Annotated in this window: 17 protein-coding genes; all 17 read left to right on the top strand. The window is 48.4% G+C overall.

What is annotated here, in order from left to right; all coding sequences use genetic code 11:
* Positions 1 to 12 precede the first annotated feature (12 nt).
* On the top strand, positions 13 to 366 hold the full coding sequence (gene rbfA, locus BM058_RS05805) for a 30S ribosome-binding factor RbfA (RefSeq protein ID WP_090926077.1): 354 nt from the start codon (positions 13 to 15) through the stop codon (positions 364 to 366).
* A gap of 53 nt (positions 367 to 419) precedes the next feature.
* A complete protein-coding gene (gene truB, locus BM058_RS05800; protein ID WP_090926111.1) occupies positions 420 to 1,358 on the top strand; it encodes a tRNA pseudouridine(55) synthase TruB in 939 nt (312 codons plus the stop codon).
* 17 nt (positions 1,359 to 1,375) lie between these two features.
* Complete coding sequence (gene ribF, locus BM058_RS05795) at positions 1,376 to 2,344, top strand: riboflavin biosynthesis protein RibF (RefSeq protein ID WP_090926076.1); 969 nt, start codon at positions 1,376 to 1,378, stop codon at positions 2,342 to 2,344.
* 138 nt (positions 2,345 to 2,482) lie between these two features.
* Positions 2,483 to 2,752 (top strand): 30S ribosomal protein S15, encoded by a 270-nt coding sequence (rpsO, locus tag BM058_RS05790; RefSeq protein WP_090926075.1) that lies wholly within the window; start codon positions 2,483 to 2,485, stop codon positions 2,750 to 2,752.
* A gap of 218 nt (positions 2,753 to 2,970) precedes the next feature.
* Positions 2,971 to 5,061 (top strand): polyribonucleotide nucleotidyltransferase, encoded by a 2,091-nt coding sequence (locus BM058_RS05785; RefSeq protein WP_090926110.1) that lies wholly within the window; start codon positions 2,971 to 2,973, stop codon positions 5,059 to 5,061.
* A 99-nt stretch (positions 5,062 to 5,160) separates the two neighbouring features.
* Positions 5,161 to 6,120, top strand: coding sequence for a polysaccharide deacetylase family protein (locus BM058_RS05780; protein WP_090926074.1), 960 nt, complete (start codon positions 5,161 to 5,163; stop codon positions 6,118 to 6,120).
* A 25-nt stretch (positions 6,121 to 6,145) separates the two neighbouring features.
* A complete protein-coding gene (locus BM058_RS05775; protein WP_090926073.1) occupies positions 6,146 to 7,378 on the top strand; it encodes a M16 family metallopeptidase in 1,233 nt (410 codons plus the stop codon).
* 51 nt (positions 7,379 to 7,429) lie between these two features.
* Positions 7,430 to 7,681, top strand: coding sequence for a YlmC/YmxH family sporulation protein (locus BM058_RS05770; protein ID WP_090926072.1), 252 nt, complete (start codon positions 7,430 to 7,432; stop codon positions 7,679 to 7,681).
* A 283-nt stretch (positions 7,682 to 7,964) separates the two neighbouring features.
* Complete coding sequence (gene dpsA / locus BM058_RS05765; RefSeq protein WP_177195448.1) at positions 7,965 to 8,882, top strand: dipicolinate synthase subunit DpsA; 918 nt, start codon at positions 7,965 to 7,967, stop codon at positions 8,880 to 8,882.
* Between the two features lie 13 nt (positions 8,883 to 8,895).
* Positions 8,896 to 9,495, top strand: a complete 600-nt coding sequence (locus BM058_RS05760) for a dipicolinate synthase subunit B (protein ID WP_143082981.1) — start codon at positions 8,896 to 8,898, stop codon at positions 9,493 to 9,495.
* Between the two features lie 108 nt (positions 9,496 to 9,603).
* Positions 9,604 to 10,653, top strand: a complete 1,050-nt coding sequence (gene asd, locus BM058_RS05755) for an aspartate-semialdehyde dehydrogenase (protein ID WP_090926070.1) — start codon at positions 9,604 to 9,606, stop codon at positions 10,651 to 10,653.
* Between the two features lie 76 nt (positions 10,654 to 10,729).
* Positions 10,730 to 11,935 (top strand): aspartate kinase, encoded by a 1,206-nt coding sequence (gene dapG / locus BM058_RS05750; RefSeq protein ID WP_090926108.1) that lies wholly within the window; start codon positions 10,730 to 10,732, stop codon positions 11,933 to 11,935.
* 40 nt (positions 11,936 to 11,975) lie between these two features.
* Positions 11,976 to 12,878: a 4-hydroxy-tetrahydrodipicolinate synthase gene (gene dapA / locus BM058_RS05745; protein WP_090926069.1), complete on the top strand. Its 903-nt coding sequence runs from the start codon at positions 11,976 to 11,978 to the stop codon at positions 12,876 to 12,878.
* A gap of 423 nt (positions 12,879 to 13,301) precedes the next feature.
* Complete coding sequence (locus BM058_RS05735; protein ID WP_090926067.1) at positions 13,302 to 14,969, top strand: ribonuclease J; 1,668 nt, start codon at positions 13,302 to 13,304, stop codon at positions 14,967 to 14,969.
* A gap of 248 nt (positions 14,970 to 15,217) precedes the next feature.
* Positions 15,218 to 15,988 (top strand): ClpP family protease, encoded by a 771-nt coding sequence (locus BM058_RS05730; protein WP_090926066.1) that lies wholly within the window; start codon positions 15,218 to 15,220, stop codon positions 15,986 to 15,988.
* Complete coding sequence (locus tag BM058_RS05725) at positions 15,985 to 16,197, top strand: YlzJ-like family protein (RefSeq protein ID WP_090926065.1); 213 nt, start codon at positions 15,985 to 15,987, stop codon at positions 16,195 to 16,197. The genes BM058_RS05730 and BM058_RS05725 overlap by 4 nt, the downstream gene beginning before the upstream one ends.
* Before the next feature lie 154 nt (positions 16,198 to 16,351).
* Complete coding sequence (locus BM058_RS05720) at positions 16,352 to 18,739, top strand: DNA translocase FtsK (protein ID WP_090926064.1); 2,388 nt, start codon at positions 16,352 to 16,354, stop codon at positions 18,737 to 18,739.
* Positions 18,740 to 18,748 lie beyond the last annotated feature (9 nt).

The raw sequence follows: 18,748 nt of genomic DNA, 5'->3' as shown, positions 1-18,748 counted from the left end.
GAGGGAACGTTAATGAGCAATGTCAGAGCAGACCGGGTAGGAGAACAGATCAAAAAAGAAATGGCTGATATCCTTGCCAGAGAAGTGAAGGACCCCCGCGTACAATTTGTCACTGTCACGGATGTAGACGTCACCGGAGATCTTCAGCAGGCCAGAGTATATGTGACTGTACTTGGCAGTGAAGAAGATCAGGAAAACACTATTCAGGCACTTCAGAAAGCGCGGGGGTTCATACGAAGTGAAATCGGAAACAGGGTTCAGCTCCGGAAGACACCTGAAATATCGTTTTACTTTGACGAATCAATTGATTACGGCAACCGGATTGAACGGCTCCTGAAAGATTTAAATGAAGAAAAGCAGGAATAAAAGGCTTGGGCCGCTCAAGCCTTTTTCCTGTTCTGAATGAAGGTGATATACATATGCAAGACATGGTTATCCCCCTTTATAAAAACAGAGGATTAACATCCCATGACTGCGTAAACCGTATCCGCCGCCTGTACGGGGTGAAAAAAGCAGGACATACCGGTACACTCGACCCTGAAGTGGAAGGGGTGCTGCCGGTCTGTATCGGCAGGGCAACGAAAATCGCCGACTACATGACAGACACTGACAAACAATATGCAGCCGAGATAACACTCGGATATGCTACAACGACGGAAGACGCAGAAGGCACGGTGACAGAAACCCGGCCGGTGTCGAAAGGACCGTCTGAAACGCAGCTTAAAGATACACTTCAATCCTTTGAGGGAAAACAAAAGCAGATCCCTCCTATGTATTCGGCAGTAAAAGTAAACGGAAAAAAATTGTACGAATATGCCCGCGAAGGAAAGACAGTGGAGCGTCCGGCCAGGGACATTCATATTCATGAACTGCAGTATCTGGGCGAAACGCTCAGCAAGAGCACCGAAACTGTATCATTTTCCATCCGGGTGACCTGCAGCAAAGGCACCTTTATCCGTACACTTGCGGTGGACATCGGCCGCGCGCTCGGCTTTCCTGCCCACATGTCGGATTTGAAACGCACCCGCTCCGGGCCGGTGGACGTGCAAAGCTGTTATACATTTGAAGAGCTTGAAGCGAAAAGGGATAACGATACGCTTGATGAGACTGGTTTGAGCATAGAAACAGCACTTCAGCATCTTCCTTCCGTTGAAGTCACCAAAGAAACGGCGGACAACATTCGAAACGGGCGTCTGCTCCCCAGGGAAATAGGTCCAAAAGAAAGCTCCTCTTTTTTGTTTCTGCATCAAAACAGAGCCGTGGCTGTTTATCAGACCCATCCCGAAAAACCGTGGCTCATTAAACCGAAAACGATGCTGCAGCTTGCAACGCAGCAGACCACTTCAGGAAATTCATGATCGGCAGGTGAACATCGTTGCAAACTTTCTACCTTTCCCATCAAAATGAAATACCCGCCGGCTTTCCGGATATGGTACTTGCACTCGGCTATTTTGACGGCGTGCATATCGGTCACCAGGAAGTGATCCGGACAGCCGCAGCTATCGCAGCTGAAAAAAACTGTGCCCTGGGTGTTATGACGTTTCATCCTCATCCAAAGGTCGTTCTCTCTCCCGATACCGATGAGAATAATATGCGTTATATTACACCGCTTCCTCATAAAGAGGACTGTCTCGAAAGGGAAGGACCGGATTATCTGTTTGTCGTTCAGTTTGACAAGCAGTTTGCCTCCCAGGAACCACAGGAATTTGTGGATCATTACCTTCTGCCGCTTCAGGTTGTTCACGTCACAGCCGGATTTGATTATTCCTACGGGCGTCTTGGAAGAGGAACAATGGAAACTCTGCCTTTTCACTCCAGAGGCAGGTTCGGACAAACGGTAGTAGGGGAAGTAACTCAAAACGGGGAAAAAATCAGTTCCACGGCCGTTAAAGAGTATATCCGCACCGGAGATGTCGCAAAAGCCTGTTCCCTGCTTGGAAGACCATACAGCATCAGAGGCGTTGTTGAAGGTGGAGAACAGCGCGGGCGCACGATTGGTTTTCCTACAGCAAATATTGAGAAACACCATACGTACGCTGTACCGCAGCCTGGAGTCTATTCTGTGCGCATATATGTCGGCGGACGGTGGCTTGACGGGGCGGCAAGTATCGGCTTTAAGCCCACCTTCCACGATGAAGCACCGGAAGACCCGGTCATCGAGGTATATATCTTTGATTTTAATGAGGATATATACGGCTGGAATGTTGAAGTCTGCTTTTATACATTTATACGCGGGGAAGAAGCATTTAACAGCGCCGAAGAATTGATAGAGGAAATGAACAGGGATGTGGAAAAAGCACGTGACGCGCTGGCTGCATATCCTGATGTGCCCGGATCATCCTGAAATTTTTCTCTTGCATTCTGCGGTTAAAACGGGTATGCTGGTGATTGTAACAGCAAGCCAGCCATTGCTCGGTCAAAACGTACCTCCGGCGTATGACTGGGGAATCGGCGGTTATTACAAGAATAGGAGGTGCCGGATATGGCATTAACAAATGAAAGAAAACAGGAACTGGTACAGGAGTTTAAGACACACGAAAATGACACTGGTTCTCCGGAAGTCCAGATTGCTATTTTGACTGAACAGATTACGACGTTAAACCAACACCTGCGGGATCACAAGAAAGACCATCATTCCCGCCGCGGTCTGCTTAAAATGGTCGGTAAGCGCCGTAACCTGCTGACATTTCTGCGTAAGAAAGATGTTACCAGATACCGCAGCCTGATCAAACAGCTGGGTCTGCGTCGATAAAGAGAAAAAAGCGGGAGTAATATCTCCCGCTTTTTGTTATGGATAAGCATACGCCCGGGCTCTGTTTCATGCAGCCGTTCAGCACCTGTGTACGGCCTTTACAGACTGGACAGAGGCGCTTACGCTTTTCATATTGATGTTGAGGATTGTAAAATAAAAGACAGAAGGATACACTTTAACGTAAGAACATATTAGTACAGGAGGAAGATCCTTTGGAAATGGAACAGAGTATGCAGACATTCACATTTGACTGGGCCGGCCGGCAGTTAACGATAGAAACCGGCCATCTTGCCAAACAGGCAAACGGAGCGGTGATGGTAAGATATGGAGACACAGCCGTTCTTTCCACAGCAACTGCTTCGGACACTCCGAAAGACCTTCCCTTTTTTCCGTTGACTGTGAATTATGAGGAACGTCTTTATGCAGCAGGAAAGATTCCTGGGGGATTTATCAAAAGAGAAGGACGTCCGAGTGATGAAGCCGTGCTGACAAGCCGCCTGATTGACCGTCCGATCCGCCCGCTGTTTCCGGAAGGATTCCGCAATGAGGTGCAGGTCGTAAGCATGGTCATGAGCTCAGATCAGGACTGTTCGTCGGAAATGGCAGCCATGCTTGGCTCTTCCCTTGCCCTGTCCCTGTCGGATATTCCTTTTTCAGGGCCGGTCGCAGGTGTCCAGGTCGGCAGAGTCGACGGCGAGTTTGTTATCAACCCGACGGTCGAACAGGAAGAGAAAACAGATATTGAATTGACCGTTGCCGGCACAAAAGATGCGATAAACATGGTGGAAGCAGGCGCCTCTGAAGTACCGGAGGAAGTTATGCTGGAAGCTATCATGTTTGGTCATGAAGAAATAAAGCGGTTGGTCGCGTTTCAGGAAGATATCATGGCTGAAGCCGGTACCGGTGAAGTGATGGAAGTAGAACTGAAGCAGCCGCCAAAAGAACTGGAAGAGCGGGTGCGCGAATCAGGGGAAGCCGGCATCAAAGAAGCTGTACTTGTAAAAGAGAAGAAAGCGCGTGAACAAGCTATAGATGAAGCAAAAGATGCAGTGGTGGAACAGTTTGATGAAGAAGAGCAGGAAGATGTGAAAGACGTCCTGCAGGGAATTGTCAAAGAAGAATTCCGCCGCTTTATTACCGAGGAAAAAATTCGTCCCGATGGACGCGGCCCCGAAGAAATTCGCAACCTTGCTTCGCAGGTGCAGCTGCTTCCACGGACACACGGTTCCGGACTTTTTACACGCGGACAAACACAGGCGCTCAGCGTGTGCACCCTCGGGCCGCTTGGTGATGTGCAGGTGCTGGACGGGCTTGGCATGGAAGAATCCAAACGATTTATGCATCACTACAACTTCCCGCAGTTCAGTGTTGGTGAAACCGGACCGATACGTGGGCCGGGACGCCGGGAAATCGGTCATGGAGCTCTTGGCGAAAGGGCGCTTGAACCAGTAATTCCATCGGAGCAGGACTTTCCGTATACCATCCGTCTTGTGTCGGAAGTGCTGGAGTCCAACGGTTCTACGTCGCAGGCAAGCATCTGCGCCAGCATTCTTGCCATGATGGATGCTGGTGTGCCGATTAAAGCTCCGGTAGCAGGTATCGCAATGGGTCTTGTGAAAGAAGGCGAAGACCTTACTGTGCTTACCGATATTCAGGGAATGGAAGATGCGCTTGGGGATATGGACTTTAAGGTGGCCGGAACCGAGGAAGGTGTGACGGCACTTCAGATGGATATAAAAATCGCCGGTATCAACCGGGAAGTTCTTGAATTTGCGCTGGAAAAGGCCCGTTCCGCCCGGATGAAAGTACTTAGTAATATGCTTTCAACGATTAGTGAAACGAGAACCGAATTGTCTGAATACGCACCAAAAATCCTTACCATGTCGATTTCTTCGGATAAGATCCGTGACGTTATCGGACCCAGCGGAAAAACAATCAATCAGATTATTGAAGATACCGGCGTGAAGATTGACATTGAACAAGATGGTACAGTCTATATTTCATCGACGGATGCAAAAGCCAACGACGACGCGAAAAAGCAGATTGAAGATCTGGTACGCGAAGTCGAAGTCGGTGAGACGTATCTCGGCAAAGTGAAGCGGATTGAGAAATTCGGTGCATTTGTAGAGATAATCAAAGGAAAAGACGGTCTGGTTCATATTTCCCAGCTGGCTGAAGAACGCGTGAATAAAGTAGAAGATGTTGTACAGATTGGGGACGAAATCCTTGTGAAAGTAACGGAAATCGATAACCAGGGACGTATCAATCTGTCCAGAAAAGCACTTCTGAACGAACAGAACCAAAGCTGAATGAACCGGATATAGGAAAGACTTGGCAGGTGCCAAGTTCTTTTTCATGTTCTAACTCCTGCTTATTCCATCATATTGTACAAGCAGGAGGGAGATACCATGAAAAAGCTGCTGCTTTCCTTGCCTTTTTTCTTTATGATCATCACTACGATTCTTGTGAACAGCTCTCCGCTGTATCACTTTTTCTCTGTACATAACGAAGAAGCCGCTCCAGTCTCTTCGGAACCTTCCGGACATTCGATGTATGAAAAACTTGAACAGGCAGCCGGACAGTGGAATGAACCGCCACGGGATGCAGTTATTGATAAAGTATGGAAAGCACTTCCCGGCTATAATGGGAGAATGGTCAACATGAAGGCATCGTTTGAAGCTATGAAAGAACGCGGCAGGTTCCAAAAAGAAGATGTTGTCTTTGAACAGGTGCCCCCCAAGGTCCACCTCGATGATCTTCCTCCTGCTCCTGTTTACAGAGGAAATCCGGCCAAGCCGGCGGCAGCGCTGATGATCAATGTTTCCTGGGGAGATGAGTACATTCCCCGCATGCTTAAGGTTCTACGGGAGGAAAAGGTGAAAGCCACGTTTTTTCTGGAGGGACGCTGGGTGCGCAATCAGCCGAAAGCCGCCAAAATGATTCAGGAAGAAGGCCATGAAATCGGAAGTCATGCTTACTCGCACCCTGATATGGCAGCATCCTCCGAGGAAGAAATCAAGCAGGAACTGCAGGAGACAGACGACGTGCTTGAGGCAGTGCTGTCAGAGGATCCGGTATTGTTTGCCCCTCCGTCCGGCAGTTACAGTGACGCGGTTGTAGAGACAGCGGATCAGCTGGGTATGCACACTATTTTATGGACGGTCGATACAGTGGACTGGAAAGATCCGGATCCTTCTGCTATGGCTTCCCGGACAGCAGATAAAGTGGAAAATGGATCACTGATTTTGATGCACCCGACTTCGGCAGCCTCCTCGGGATTAAAAGAAATAATTGAGCAGATCAGAGCGGATGGAATACGTCTGGATACCGTATCCGGCGTACTGGATGAAACGCGTATAGATAGATAGGACAACGGAGAAGGAGAGACCGTTTATGATGAAGAGAAACAAATTATCCAACGGCCTGCGGGTTGTAACGGAGCACGTCCCGGCGGTACAGTCTATGACAATTGGTATCTGGATCAAAACAGGCTCAAGGTATGAAACGGCAGAAGAAAATGGCATATCGCATTTTCTGGAACATATGTTTTTTAAGGGGACCACACACCGCAGTGCCGCTGACATTGCAGAGAGTTTTGATAAAATCGGTGGAGATGTCAACGCTTTTACATCCAAGGAATATACATGCTTTTACGCAAAAGTGCTGGATAAACATACGGTGACAGCGCTGTCGATTCTGGCTGATATGCTTTTTCACTCCACGTTTGATCCTGAAGAGATAGAAAAAGAAAAACAGGTGGTCATGGAAGAAATTAAAATGGTGGAAGATACACCTGATGACATCATTCATGACTATCTGGACCGGGAGGCATTTGGTCATCACCCGCTTGCCCGTCCCATTCTCGGAACCGAAGAAACCGTACGCACGTTTACAAGAGAAGGCATCCTGGATTTCAGGCAAAGACATTATACCGCTGAAAATATGGTCATATCCGCGGTTGGTAATGAAGGCACCGAACTGCTGGAACAACTGGAAAAGTTGTTCGGCGGACTCCCGGGCGGGTACATTGAGCAGCCTTTCCAGAAGCCGGCGTTTCTCCCCGGGAAAGCGGGTATTCAAAAAGAAACGGAACAGGCCCATCTTTGTCTTGGGTTTCCAGGGGCCGCGATGGATGATGAATCGGTGTATCCGTTAATGCTCATGAATAATGCACTTGGAGACAGCATGAGCAGCCGGTTGTTTCAACGCATCCGCGAAGACAGGGGACTTGCTTATTCCGTCTTTTCCTATCACGTGCCGTTTCTTGATACCGGCATGCTTACCATTTATGCAGGAACGGGGATTGAGCAGCAGGAAGAAGCGGCAGCTGCTGTGTTTGAGATTGTAGAAGACATCGCTTTAGACGGGCTGACGGAAAAAGAAATCGAGAATGGAAAAGAACAGTTAAAAGGGAATTTGATCCTTGGTCTGGAAAGCACAAGCAGCCGTATGTCCAGAAATGGAAGAAATGAGCTTCTTCTCGGCCGTCACCGTTCCCTTGAAGATACAGTGCAGAGGCTTGAGAACGTCAGCAAGGAAGACGTTCAGCGAACAGCCTCCACGATGTTCCGGTCCGAATACGCGCTTTCTTTTATATCAAACAGCGGGAGAATCCCGTTTGTATAATTCGAAAACGTTTATGTGAGAACAAGATAAGATGCAAGGAGTGTGATTCCCGTGCTGTTAAGTGATATATCCAGAAAGGAAATTATTGATGGAAGTCATGCTGAAAAACTGGGAATGCCGGGGCGCATTGAGCTCGACATAGATGAAAACAGCGGCCGGATTAAGGAATTAATTATTCCTTCCACTCCGTTTCGGAAAAAAGGTGGAGAATGGAAGTTTCACTGGCAGGACATTCTGAAAATCGGTGAAGATGTCATTATTATAAATGCCGGTAAATACCAATCCAATAGACCGGGAGTTTAACAAGGCTTGGAAAAGAGAATACAGCAGAGATAGAAAATCCGAACGATGAATCCGGGTGCTGCGGCAGACTCCTGATATCTATTGTTCGGATTTTTTGTATGGGATCTGTCTTTTATTGTACCCTGCAGTCTGTGAAAGGAAGCGGATGTCTATCCGTTGAATCACTCGTAATATCCCGGTTTTTATTTTTTGTCCCAGATTTCTCTTTTGTTCTGCCTTCACCCATTTTCCGGCTTATCATAGGATACATAGAGAGTTATTCATGAAAAGAAAGGCGGAGCGGATGATGAAAAAAAACATACTGCTCGCAGGTGGAGATGAAAGACAACTGAAAATGGCAGAATATCTGCATGAACAGGGAATGTCCGTTGCGATGCTCGGTTTTCCGGAAGAGAGCGGTTTACCGACAGAAATACCCTGTCATCAAGCAGGAGAAGAACTGAAGTGGGAATACCTGGATGTTGTCGTTTTCCCGGCATCGGGCATTCAATCCGGAATGACCGTACATGCTCCTTTGTCAGCATCGCCTTTAAAAGTGGAAGAAAACTGGCTGCAGCGCCTTCCCCGCGAAGCCCGTATCTGCACGGGAATTTCGACTGATGAAGCCGATCAGTTGATGAAAAAATCCGGCAGAACGTATACAGCTCTTCTGGAACAGGAAGAAACAGCATTGTATAACGCCGTACCGACAGCAGAAGGAGTACTGCTCACAGCGATTCAGAACACGGACGAAACGATTCACGGATCACGTGTCGTTGTGCTCGGATTCGGCCGCACAGGCAGCGTCATTGCCCGCACGTTCTCCGCACTCGGTGCATATGTAGAAGTAGGGACCTCAGACCCCGTGGAAAAAGCAAGAGCCAAAACGTACGGACATTTTGTTTTTCACCTCGATGAGACGGCGCAGGCATTGCAGCGTAAAGATTTGTGCATTAACACGATTCCAGCTCTTCTTTTAACAAAAAACATGCTTCAGGATGTTTCTGTGCGTACGTTAATCATCGATATCGCATCCCGGCCGGGTGGAACAGACTTTTCGTATGCTGCACAAAGAAAAATGACGGCCCTCTGGACTCCCGGACTCCCTGGAAAGACAGCACCAAAAACAGCCGGACGTATTCTCGGCAGTGTTCTTCTTCAGCTGCTTGAAGATACGGAGAAGAAAAAAGGAGATTTCCCTCAGGACTGTACGAATGAGTAAAGGAGGCGTAACCATGCTGCCTTTTGAAAATAAAAAAATAGGATTCGGCGTAACCGGGTCGCATTGTACCCTTGAAGAAGCGATTCCTTATATGAAAGACCTGCGTGAAAAGGGAGCTGATGTTTATCCGATCATTACGCCGACCGTTTTGAAAACCGATTCGAAGTTCGGGGCGGCAGAAAAATGGCTGAAAGAAATTAAAACGGCGTCCGGGAAAGACGACGTTGCCGACTCGATCGTTAAGACAGAACCGTTCGGCCCGAAATATCCACTGGATGCGATGCTTATTGCACCGATGACGGGGAATTCCATCAGCCGTTTTGCCAATGCGATTACGGATTCCCCGGTATTAATGGCGGCCAAGGCAACGCTTCGCAACAGCAGCCCGGTTGTCCTCGCGATTTCGACCAACGATGCACTTGGATTAAACGGCGGCAACATTATGAAACTGATGAATGCCAAAAACATCTACTTTGTTCCGTTCGGGCAGGATAATCCGGCGGGCAAACCCACCTCCCTCGTTGCCAGAATGGAAGATATCGAACCAACGTTGGAAGAAGCGCTCTCCGGACGCCAATATCAGCCTGTCATCGTGGAAAATTTCAATAAGTAAACTGTCACGGGAATTGCTTCTTTCAGCTTCAGCTATTATGTTACAATAGACGTTAAATAAACTAGACTTCAAGTAGATAAACACGAAGCTGGAAGGAGATAATCATTCATGACAGAAGAAACAGGATACTCTGTAGCAGTACTCGGAGCTACCGGAGCAGTTGGAGAGCAGATTCTGAGAACGCTCGAGATGAAAGATTTTCCGGTGAAAGAGCTTAAATTATTGTCATCACCGCGTTCTGCCGGGAAGAAAATCACGTTCCGCGGGGAAGAGTATACCGTCGAAGAGGCGAAACCTGAATCATTTGACGGGGTGCAAATCGGTCTTTTCTCCGCAGGCGGCTCCATTTCTAAAGAACTGGCCCCGGAAGCGGTGAAACGCGGGACGATTGTTATAGACAATACGAGCGCCTACCGGATGGATGAAGAAGTGCCGCTCGTTGTGCCGGAAGTAAATGAGGCAGACGTAAAGAATCATAAAGGCATTATTGCCAATCCGAACTGTTCCACTATTCAGATGGTGGCTGCACTCGAACCGGTGCGTAGTGCTTATGGATTAAAGAAAGTGATCGTATCAACGTATCAGGCTGTTTCCGGAGCGGGCTATGAAGCGGTTGACGAAATGAAAGAACAGTCCAGAGACGTGCTTGATGGAAAACCCGCCGATCCACAAGTGCTGCCGGTAAGCGGAGACAAAAAACATTATCAGATTGCATTCAACGCTGTTCCGCAGATCGATAAATTTCAGGACAACGGCTATACGTTTGAAGAGATGAAAATGATTAATGAAACGAAAAAAATTCTTCATGAAAACGATCTGCCGGTGGCAGCAACGTGTGTACGTCTGCCGGTCGAAACCGGACACTCGGAATCTGTCTATATCGAAGTAGAACATGACGCACCAACAGCTTCAGAACTAAGAGAAACAATCGGTTCCGGCGGAGGGATCACCATTCAGGATAATCCTTCAGAACAGGAATACCCAATGGCTGTAAACAGCGTTGGACTGCCGGATGTTTTTGTGGGAAGAATCCGCAGGGATCTTGATTTTGAAAATGGCTACCACTTTTGGGTCGTTTCTGACAACTTGATGAAAGGAGCCGCCTACAACTCCGTTCAGATTGCAGAAAGTCTGATTAAACAAGAGCTCATAAAATAATATGTCCGCATTTCACGGCTGAAAAGCCCCAATGCGGGTGCCCGGCACAATGATCAATGAAAAAGGGGATACACTCATGAAAGTCATGGTTCAAAAATTTGGAGGAACGTCCGTACAAGATGAAAACACCAGGTCTGCTGCATGTGCTCATGTGAAGCGGGCTGTAGAGAGCGGGATGAAAGTCGTCGTGGTGGTGTCAGCCATGGGACGCAAAGGAAGTCCTTATGCGACTGACACCCTTTCTGATCTGATTCGGGACGAAAAAACGCCGGCGCCGCGGAGGGAGCAGGATCTTCTGCTTTCCTGCGGGGAAGTCATCTCCGCGGTTGTTTTTAGTGAACAGCTTCGGGCATCAGGTCTTGAAACCATGGCTTTTACGGGAGGCCAGGCCGGCATCCGGACGAACAATACGTTCGGGGACGCCGGCATCGAAGAAGTACAAACAAGTTTTCTTGAAGAGGCGTTTGAACATATCGATGCAGCTGTTGTGGCAGGATTTCAGGGAACATCCGGCCCTGACATTACAACACTTGGCAGGGGTGGAAGTGACACGACCGCCGCTGCACTCGGCGCAGCTCTTCAAGCGGAAGTCGTGGAAATTTTTACGGATGTGGATGGCGTGATGACAGCAGATCCGGGAATTGTCAAAGAAGCATCACTGCTGACGGCAGTGACATACGAAGAAGTAAGTAATCTGGCAGTGCACGGAGCGCGTGTCGTTCATCCACGGGCAGTGGAAACAGCAAGACAGGGCGGTATCCCGATGCGCATCCGTTCCACGATATCTGATAGGCCGGGCACGTGGATTTCTTCGCGGAGCGCAGCGTCGGGATCCGGGAAACGACAGGTGACAGGGATTGCTCATAAATCCGGACTGACGCGGATTACCGTTCGGAGTGTTGAGGACGGCTCTTTGCAGCAGAATGTATTCCGGGAAATGGCGGATGCGGGTATTTCGGTTGATTTTATCTCGATCCAGCCTTCCGCTGTTTTGTATACTGTTCCATCAGAACGTGCTCCGGAAGCGGTGCGGCGGCTGGAGCAAAGGGGATACGAACCTGAGTGTCTGGAAGGCTGTACGAAAATATCGGCGGTTGGAGCGGGAATGACCGGTATTCCCGGCGTCGCTGCAACCATGATTGATGCCCTGGCGAAATACGATATTGAAATCTATCAGGCGTCGGATTCCCACACAACGATTTGGGTGCTCGTCTCCTCCAGTAATGAAAAGCAGGCAGTGTCGGCGCTTCACGATGCGTTCTGTCTGAACCGTTCAAGCTGAAGCCCGCAGCAACAGCTATGAAGAAAGGGGCGGAAAAGGATTGGAATTTGATCGATTAATTACCGCCATGGTCACCCCGTTTGACAGCAGCGGCGCCATTGACTGGGAGGCGCTTGAACCACTAGTAGAGCATCTGCTGGCCACTGGTTCGAAGGGTTTGGTGGTGGCCGGAACGACCGGGGAATCTCCCACTTTATCCACCGACGAAAAGCTGGCTTTGTTTCGAAGGGTGAAAGAGATTGCAGGGACGCGCGCAGCCGTTATAGCAGGAACGGGCACAAACGATACTGCCTATTCCGAGCAGATTACACAAAAAGCTGTGTCCTGTGACATAGACGGCATTATGGCAGTCACACCTTATTACAGCAAGCCCAGTCAGGAAGGAATGTATCATCACTTCAAAAGAGTGGCAGAAGCCGCTCCGTCGCTGCCGGTCATGATTTATAATATTCCGGGCCGCTGTATCGTCAACCTTGAGCCAAAAACGCTGCTTCATATGACGGGCATATCAAATATACGTTCTGTGAAAGAAGCAAGCGGAGACTTTGATCAGATTTCGCACGTTATTGAGCATACTCCGGACTATTTTCAAGTGTACAGCGGGGATGATTCATCTACTCTGCCGCTTATGTCGGTTGGGGGAACAGGCGCTGTATCGGTTGCCTCCCATATTGCAGGACGTGAGATGAGCACCATGATTGATCGTTTTGCAGATGGAAATCCGGCCCAGGCGGCTTCTCTGCATCGTTCTTTACTGCCGAAAATGAAAGCATGCTTTATGACCCCAAGCCCGGCACCAGTCAAAGGGATGCTCGAACAGCTGGGTTTGATTTCAAGATACACAAGAGCCCCGCTTCTGCCCTTAACCGGTGCAGAAGTTACTCAACTAAAAAAGACGTTTGATCCCGGGCCGGAGATAAAAACTGAACATTTTGAACCTTGATGAAAAAGCAATTACTAAGTACAGTATTTTGAGGGAGAGACAGTCTGGTGATAAAAATTTTCCGGCCGGTTCTTTTACGAATCGGCCGGAAAATTTTTATCTGTTGATGATTCTGTCCCATTCCCATTTTGACGGAACCGGATTTGCATCCGGCGTAACATTCCGGCAGTTCTGAAAACATAGAACTAATTTTCGCTGTACAGCAATAGAAGAGACTTGTATTCTCATTTCTGTTTAGGTTATACTACAAAGAAGTGATATGTTCGGGTGTGAAATTTTTCATAGACTGACCAGTCTTTCCCGCCGCCGTGGAAAGAGAGCCTTGGGAGAAGTGTGCCGCAGGCTGCGGAATGCCCTGGGGTGTATAAATACGGTGTAACGCTGCAGTAATATTTACAATGGTATATTTAGGAGGAAATAACGTTGGCAAAGCAGTCTTTAGATACGATACGTGTGTTTGCGCTCGGAGGTTTGGGAGAGCTTGGCAAAAACATGTATGTCGTTGAAACAGAAGAAGAAATACTTGTTATCGATGCAGGATGGATGTTCCCCGAGGATGATATGCTCGGTGTGGACGTTGTGATCCCCGATATCTCTTATCTTGTCCAGAATAAAGAAAAGGTACGCGGCATTATTATTACTCATGGTCACGAGGACCATATCGGGGCACTGGCCTATATTCTCCGCAAGATTCATGCGCCTGTATATGGAACGAAATTAACAATTGGACTTGTGGAAGATCACTTAAAAGAAAAGGGTCTGCGTAAAAAAGCGGACCTTCGCCAGATTCACGGAGAAAGCCGTATTACGGTCGGGCAGTTTCCTATCCATTTTTTCCGTGTCACGCACAGTATTCCCGATTCGGTGGGAATCAGTATAGAAACACCGCAGGGACTTATTGTCCACACAGGTGATTTTAAATTTGACCAGAATCCGGTTGACGGCCGCTATACAGATATAGACAAGCTCACCCGGATTGGAAAGCGGGGCGTTTTATGTCTGCTTTCGGACAGCACTAATGCAGAGATTCCCGGGACGTCCCCATCGGAAACGTCAACCGGATACGGTATTGCCGAAATGTTTCAGGAAGCGCAGGGGCGAATCATTGTGACGACGTTTGCTTCCAATGTACACCGCATTCAGCAGGTGATTAATGCAGCACAAAGTGAGCAGCGCAAAATCGCTGTCGTCGGCCATTCGATAAACAAGGTGATTGAGATATCCCAAAAGCTTGGTTACCTGCACTGCCCGGATGACATATTTGTCGAACCGTCTGAAGTGGAAAATATGGACCCCGCGAATACAGCTGTTTTATGTACCGGCAGCCAGGGCGAACCGATGTCGGCGTTGACCCAGATGGCTAAAGGCTCCCACCACGAACTGGCGGTGGAAAAAGGCGATACGGTGGTTATTGCCGCCAATCCGAAAGCAGGAAACGAAAAGTCGGTATCGCGCCTGATTGATTTTCTTTATCAGCTCGGAGCGGAAGTTATCTACGGCCGTGAAAACGTACATGCTTCCGGACACGGCTTTCAGGAAGAACTGATGTTGATGCTCAACCTGCTCCGTCCGACCCACTTTATTCCGGTGCACGGTGAATTCCGGATGCAGCAGGCTCATGGTGAACTGGCAGAAACAGCAGGTGTATCACCGGATAATACATTCCTCCTCGATAAAGGGGAAGTTGTTGAATTTACGAACAAAAAAGCGAAACGCTCCGGCAAGGTACCCTCCGGCAATGTACTGATTGACGGCCTTGGCGTCGGGGATGTAGGCAATATCGTCCTGCGCGACCGCCGCCTCCTTTCTGAAGATGGAATTCTGGTCGTTGTCGTCACATTGAATAAAAAATCAACCGGCATCGTTTCCGGTCCTGACATTATTTCCAGAGGATTTGTGTACGTCCGCGAATCAGAGGAATTAATGGAAGAAGCCAATACGAAAGTGAAAACGACTTTGGAAAAAGCATTAAGTGAAAACGTGAAAGAATGGTCTACACTCAAAAGCAACATCAGGGATGTGCTCAGCCGTTTTCTATATGAAAAAACGAAACGGCGTCCGATGATTCTGCCGATTATTATGGAAGTCTGAGGGTACACAGCAGCAGTCATATACGCTGACATGCGCTCGAAAATGACAAGACATCGATGCTGCCCCAAAATGGATTCTTTAAAACAAAACGCTTCCGATTATCAAACATGATAGTCGGAAGCGTTTTTAACGTTGCGGATACTGTTATGTTTGGGATCCTTTTATTTATCTGATGAAATCAATGGAAGAGAATGAGAAAAGGCGGATTGATTCATACTAGAAATGGATAAAAAAAAGGAGGTTTCACTATGACGCGTGAACAAAATACCAATGAATCCCCGGAACCTGAAAAAACACAGGACCCTGGTACGGATAACCCTCCCGGAAAGACGGAGCAGGACGATCAGAAAAACAGTCTCGTCCAGAAAATACAGGAGCTTGGGCAGACCAATGTTGCTGACATGGAAAACTCCAATATTCATTGCATTACCGTCGTCGGCCAGATTGAAGGGCACATGCAGCTCCCGCCTCAAAATAAGACCACCAAATATGAACATATTATTCCCCAGCTCGTAGCAGTCGAGCAGAATCCGAAAATTAAGGGGTTGATGCTGGTACTCAACACTGTTGGTGGAGATGTAGAAGCAGGTCTTGCTATTGCAGAGATGGTGGCAAGCATGAGTAAACCAACAACCACCCTTGTTCTTGGGGGAGGTCACTCTATCGGTGTGCCAATTGCTGTCGCCGCGGATTATTCCCATATTGCTGAAACAGCGACGATGACGATTCACCCAATCCGGCTGAACGGTCTTGTTATCGGTGTCCCGCAAACCTTTGAATATCTTGAAAAAATGCAGGAACGTGTCATCAACTTTGTGACCCGGCATTCAGATATTTCGGAAGAAACGTTTAAAGACCTGATGTTCGCCAAGGGAAACCTGACCCGTGATATCGGCACAAACGTAATCGGTGAAGATGCTGTGAAGCACGGCCTGATTGATGCAGTAGGCGGAATCGGCGCTGCTCTTTCCCGGCTGAATGAGATGATGGAAGAAACGGAAGGGGACATGCTTCAATGATACTTTATACCCCTATGCCCCCGGAAGCAGTATTTCCTTCTGAAGCCGGAACGCAGATGGAAATGAAAACGGTGGAAACCGGATCGGGTATAGTGACACTGTATAAAAATGAACAGAAAGAATGGATTGTTCATGCGCTTCAAAGCTCCGATCCGCAGGATTATCTTCAGCCTGCCTGTCAGCCGGGAGCGGTCTGGAATCCATCATAATGATCTTCTGTAGAAGGGAAGGAATAGAGCGGGAGGTATGCTATAATAGAAAACAGAGCGTGTGATGCGCAGGCTGTCTCTATATCGTTAACTGGAGGCAGCCTGCTTCGTTCTATACATAGGAAAACCGGAACCGGAAGGCAGGGAAATAAAAATGGCCCAGAAATCCAAGCGGAAAAAACGCGGAACAAAAAAATCGAGACAGTGGAAAGCCCAGCTGAAATTTGAATTAACCGGACTGATTTTATTTACCGCCGGTATCCTGGCTCTTTTCCATCTGGGACTTGCTGGAGATGTCATTCAGTCCCTGTTTCGTTTTCTTGCCGGAGAATGGGCGGTCCTTCTAACAGCTGCATTGTTATGGACAGCGGTCGTGTTCATCGTTAAAAGAAGCGCCCCGCCGCTTACCGGTAAACGAATGAGTGGAATTTATCTTGCTGTGCTTACGATTCTGCTCCTTACCCATGTTCAAATGTTTGAAAACCTCGGCGAAACGGGCGGGTACCCTGAAGACTCAGCCATTGTCATAACGTTTGAACTGTTTATGCTGGATCCATTTGGAAGCGGAACAGTTGATGATCTGGGGGGAGGCATGATCGGTGCGGTTCTGTTTGTGTTCAGCCGCTTTTTATTTGACGCCGGCGGAACGCGGGTTGTATCCATCTTTTTGTTCCTTCTTTCGTTTTTACTCGTCACCGGCCTGTCGCTGCAGGATGTCGCCCGGTACGGGATGAACAAAGGGGCTCCTGTATGGAGCACCATCCGTGCTTTTTTTCAGGAAAAATCAAAAGAAGTAAAGGAAAAAAAGCAGCAGCAGTCGAAACAGACAAAGAAGCAGTCTGCTTCAGTCCCTCCTTCTAATGATAATGAGAAGAAGACGCCGGATTCCACCAGCGAAGAAACTCCCGTCATTTATAATTTTGCCGAAAACGCCTATCCTCCTTCGGAACAAAAACAGGATGGGGATAAGGTCCAGGCGAATAGGGAGCAGGGAGACGTTCATACTACAAATGAAGAACCAAATAAGGCGGACGCCGTGTCCGTAGAAAGTCATGAGCAAAACCAGGCTCCGCTTCTTCCGGATGAAACGGAAAACGAGAATTATGAGCTTCCTCCTATCAGTATACTCGGTACTTCTTCTTATAATTCGCAGGAACAGGAGCGGAATTTGATTTCTTCCAATGCGAGAACACTGGAAGAAACGCTGCAGAGCTTCGGAGTAAAGGCAAAAGTGAATGAGGTGCATCTTGGTCCGGCGGTGACCAAATACGAAGTGCAGCCGGACACCGGAGTGAAGGTGAGTAAAATTGTCAACCTCGCAGATGATTTAGCTTTGGCGCTTGCTGCAAGCGGCATCCGGATGGAGGCGCCTATTCCCGGTAAAGCTGCGATCGGCATTGAAGTCCCAAATACCGAGGTTGCCATGGTAACGCTGCGGGAGGTAATTGAGGCAGGTTATCTGCGGGATGATCACATCCTTTCGGTCGCACTCGGGCGCGATATCTCTGGAGAACCGGTTCTCGCCGCTCTTGATAAGATGCCCCATCTGCTTGTTGCCGGGGCTACCGGAAGCGGCAAAAGTGTCTGTATTAACGGGATTATTACCAGTATCTTAATGAAGGCAAAGCCAAACGAAGTTAAACTGATGATGATTGATCCGAAAATGGTGGAATTGAATGTGTACAACGGAGTTCCCCACCTTCTGTCCCCCGTTGTCACGGAGCCGAAAAAAGCGGCACAGGCCCTGAAAAAAGTAGTTGCTGAAATGGAACGGCGTTATGATTTGTTCTCCCAGTCGGGAACGAGAAACATGGAAGGATACAATGAATGGGTGAAAAAACAAAATGAAAAGACAGGAGAGCATCATCCTGAACTTCCGTACATTGTCGTTGTCGTGGATGAACTTGCCGATTTGATGATGGTCGCTTCAAGTGAAGTGGAAGATGCCATTACAAGACTTGCCCAGATGGCCAGAGCAGCAGGTATACACATGATTATTGCCACGCAGCGGCCGTCGGTTGATGTTATCACCGGCGTTATTAAAGCAAATATCCCCTCCCGGATTGCCTTTGGTGTATCGAGTCAAACAGACTCCCGGACTATACTCGATGCAGGAGGGGCAGAGAAGCTGCTTGGCAAAGGAGATATGCTTTTTCAGTCTGTCGGTTCGAACAAGTCGACCCGTGTGCAGGGCGCTTTCGTATCGGATGAGGAAGTGGAAAAAGTGGTAGAGGCTGTTGTGGCCCAGCAAAAAGCAGCCTATCAGGAAGAAATGATACCGGAAGAACAGCCGGAGAATCAGGATGAAGTGGATGATGAACTGTATCCTGATGCCGTGGAACTGATTGTGCATATGCAGAGCGCATCAGTCTCCATGCTCCAGCGGAGATTCCGAATCGGGTATACAAGGGCGGCCCGGCTCATTGATGAGATGGAAATGCGCGGTATTGTAGGTCCGTACGGCGGCAGTAAACCACGGGAAGTTCTGGTCAGTGCAGTGCACGACTCCGGGGAGGAACCTTCTGCCGGGGAACGTGGATGAGAAGAAGGA

Origin of the sequence: Salibacterium qingdaonense (assembly GCF_900114715.1) — a bacterium.
GTDB lineage: Bacteria > Bacillota > Bacilli > Bacillales > Marinococcaceae > Salibacterium > Salibacterium qingdaonense.
This window is presented reverse-complemented; position numbering and strand designations above follow the sequence as displayed.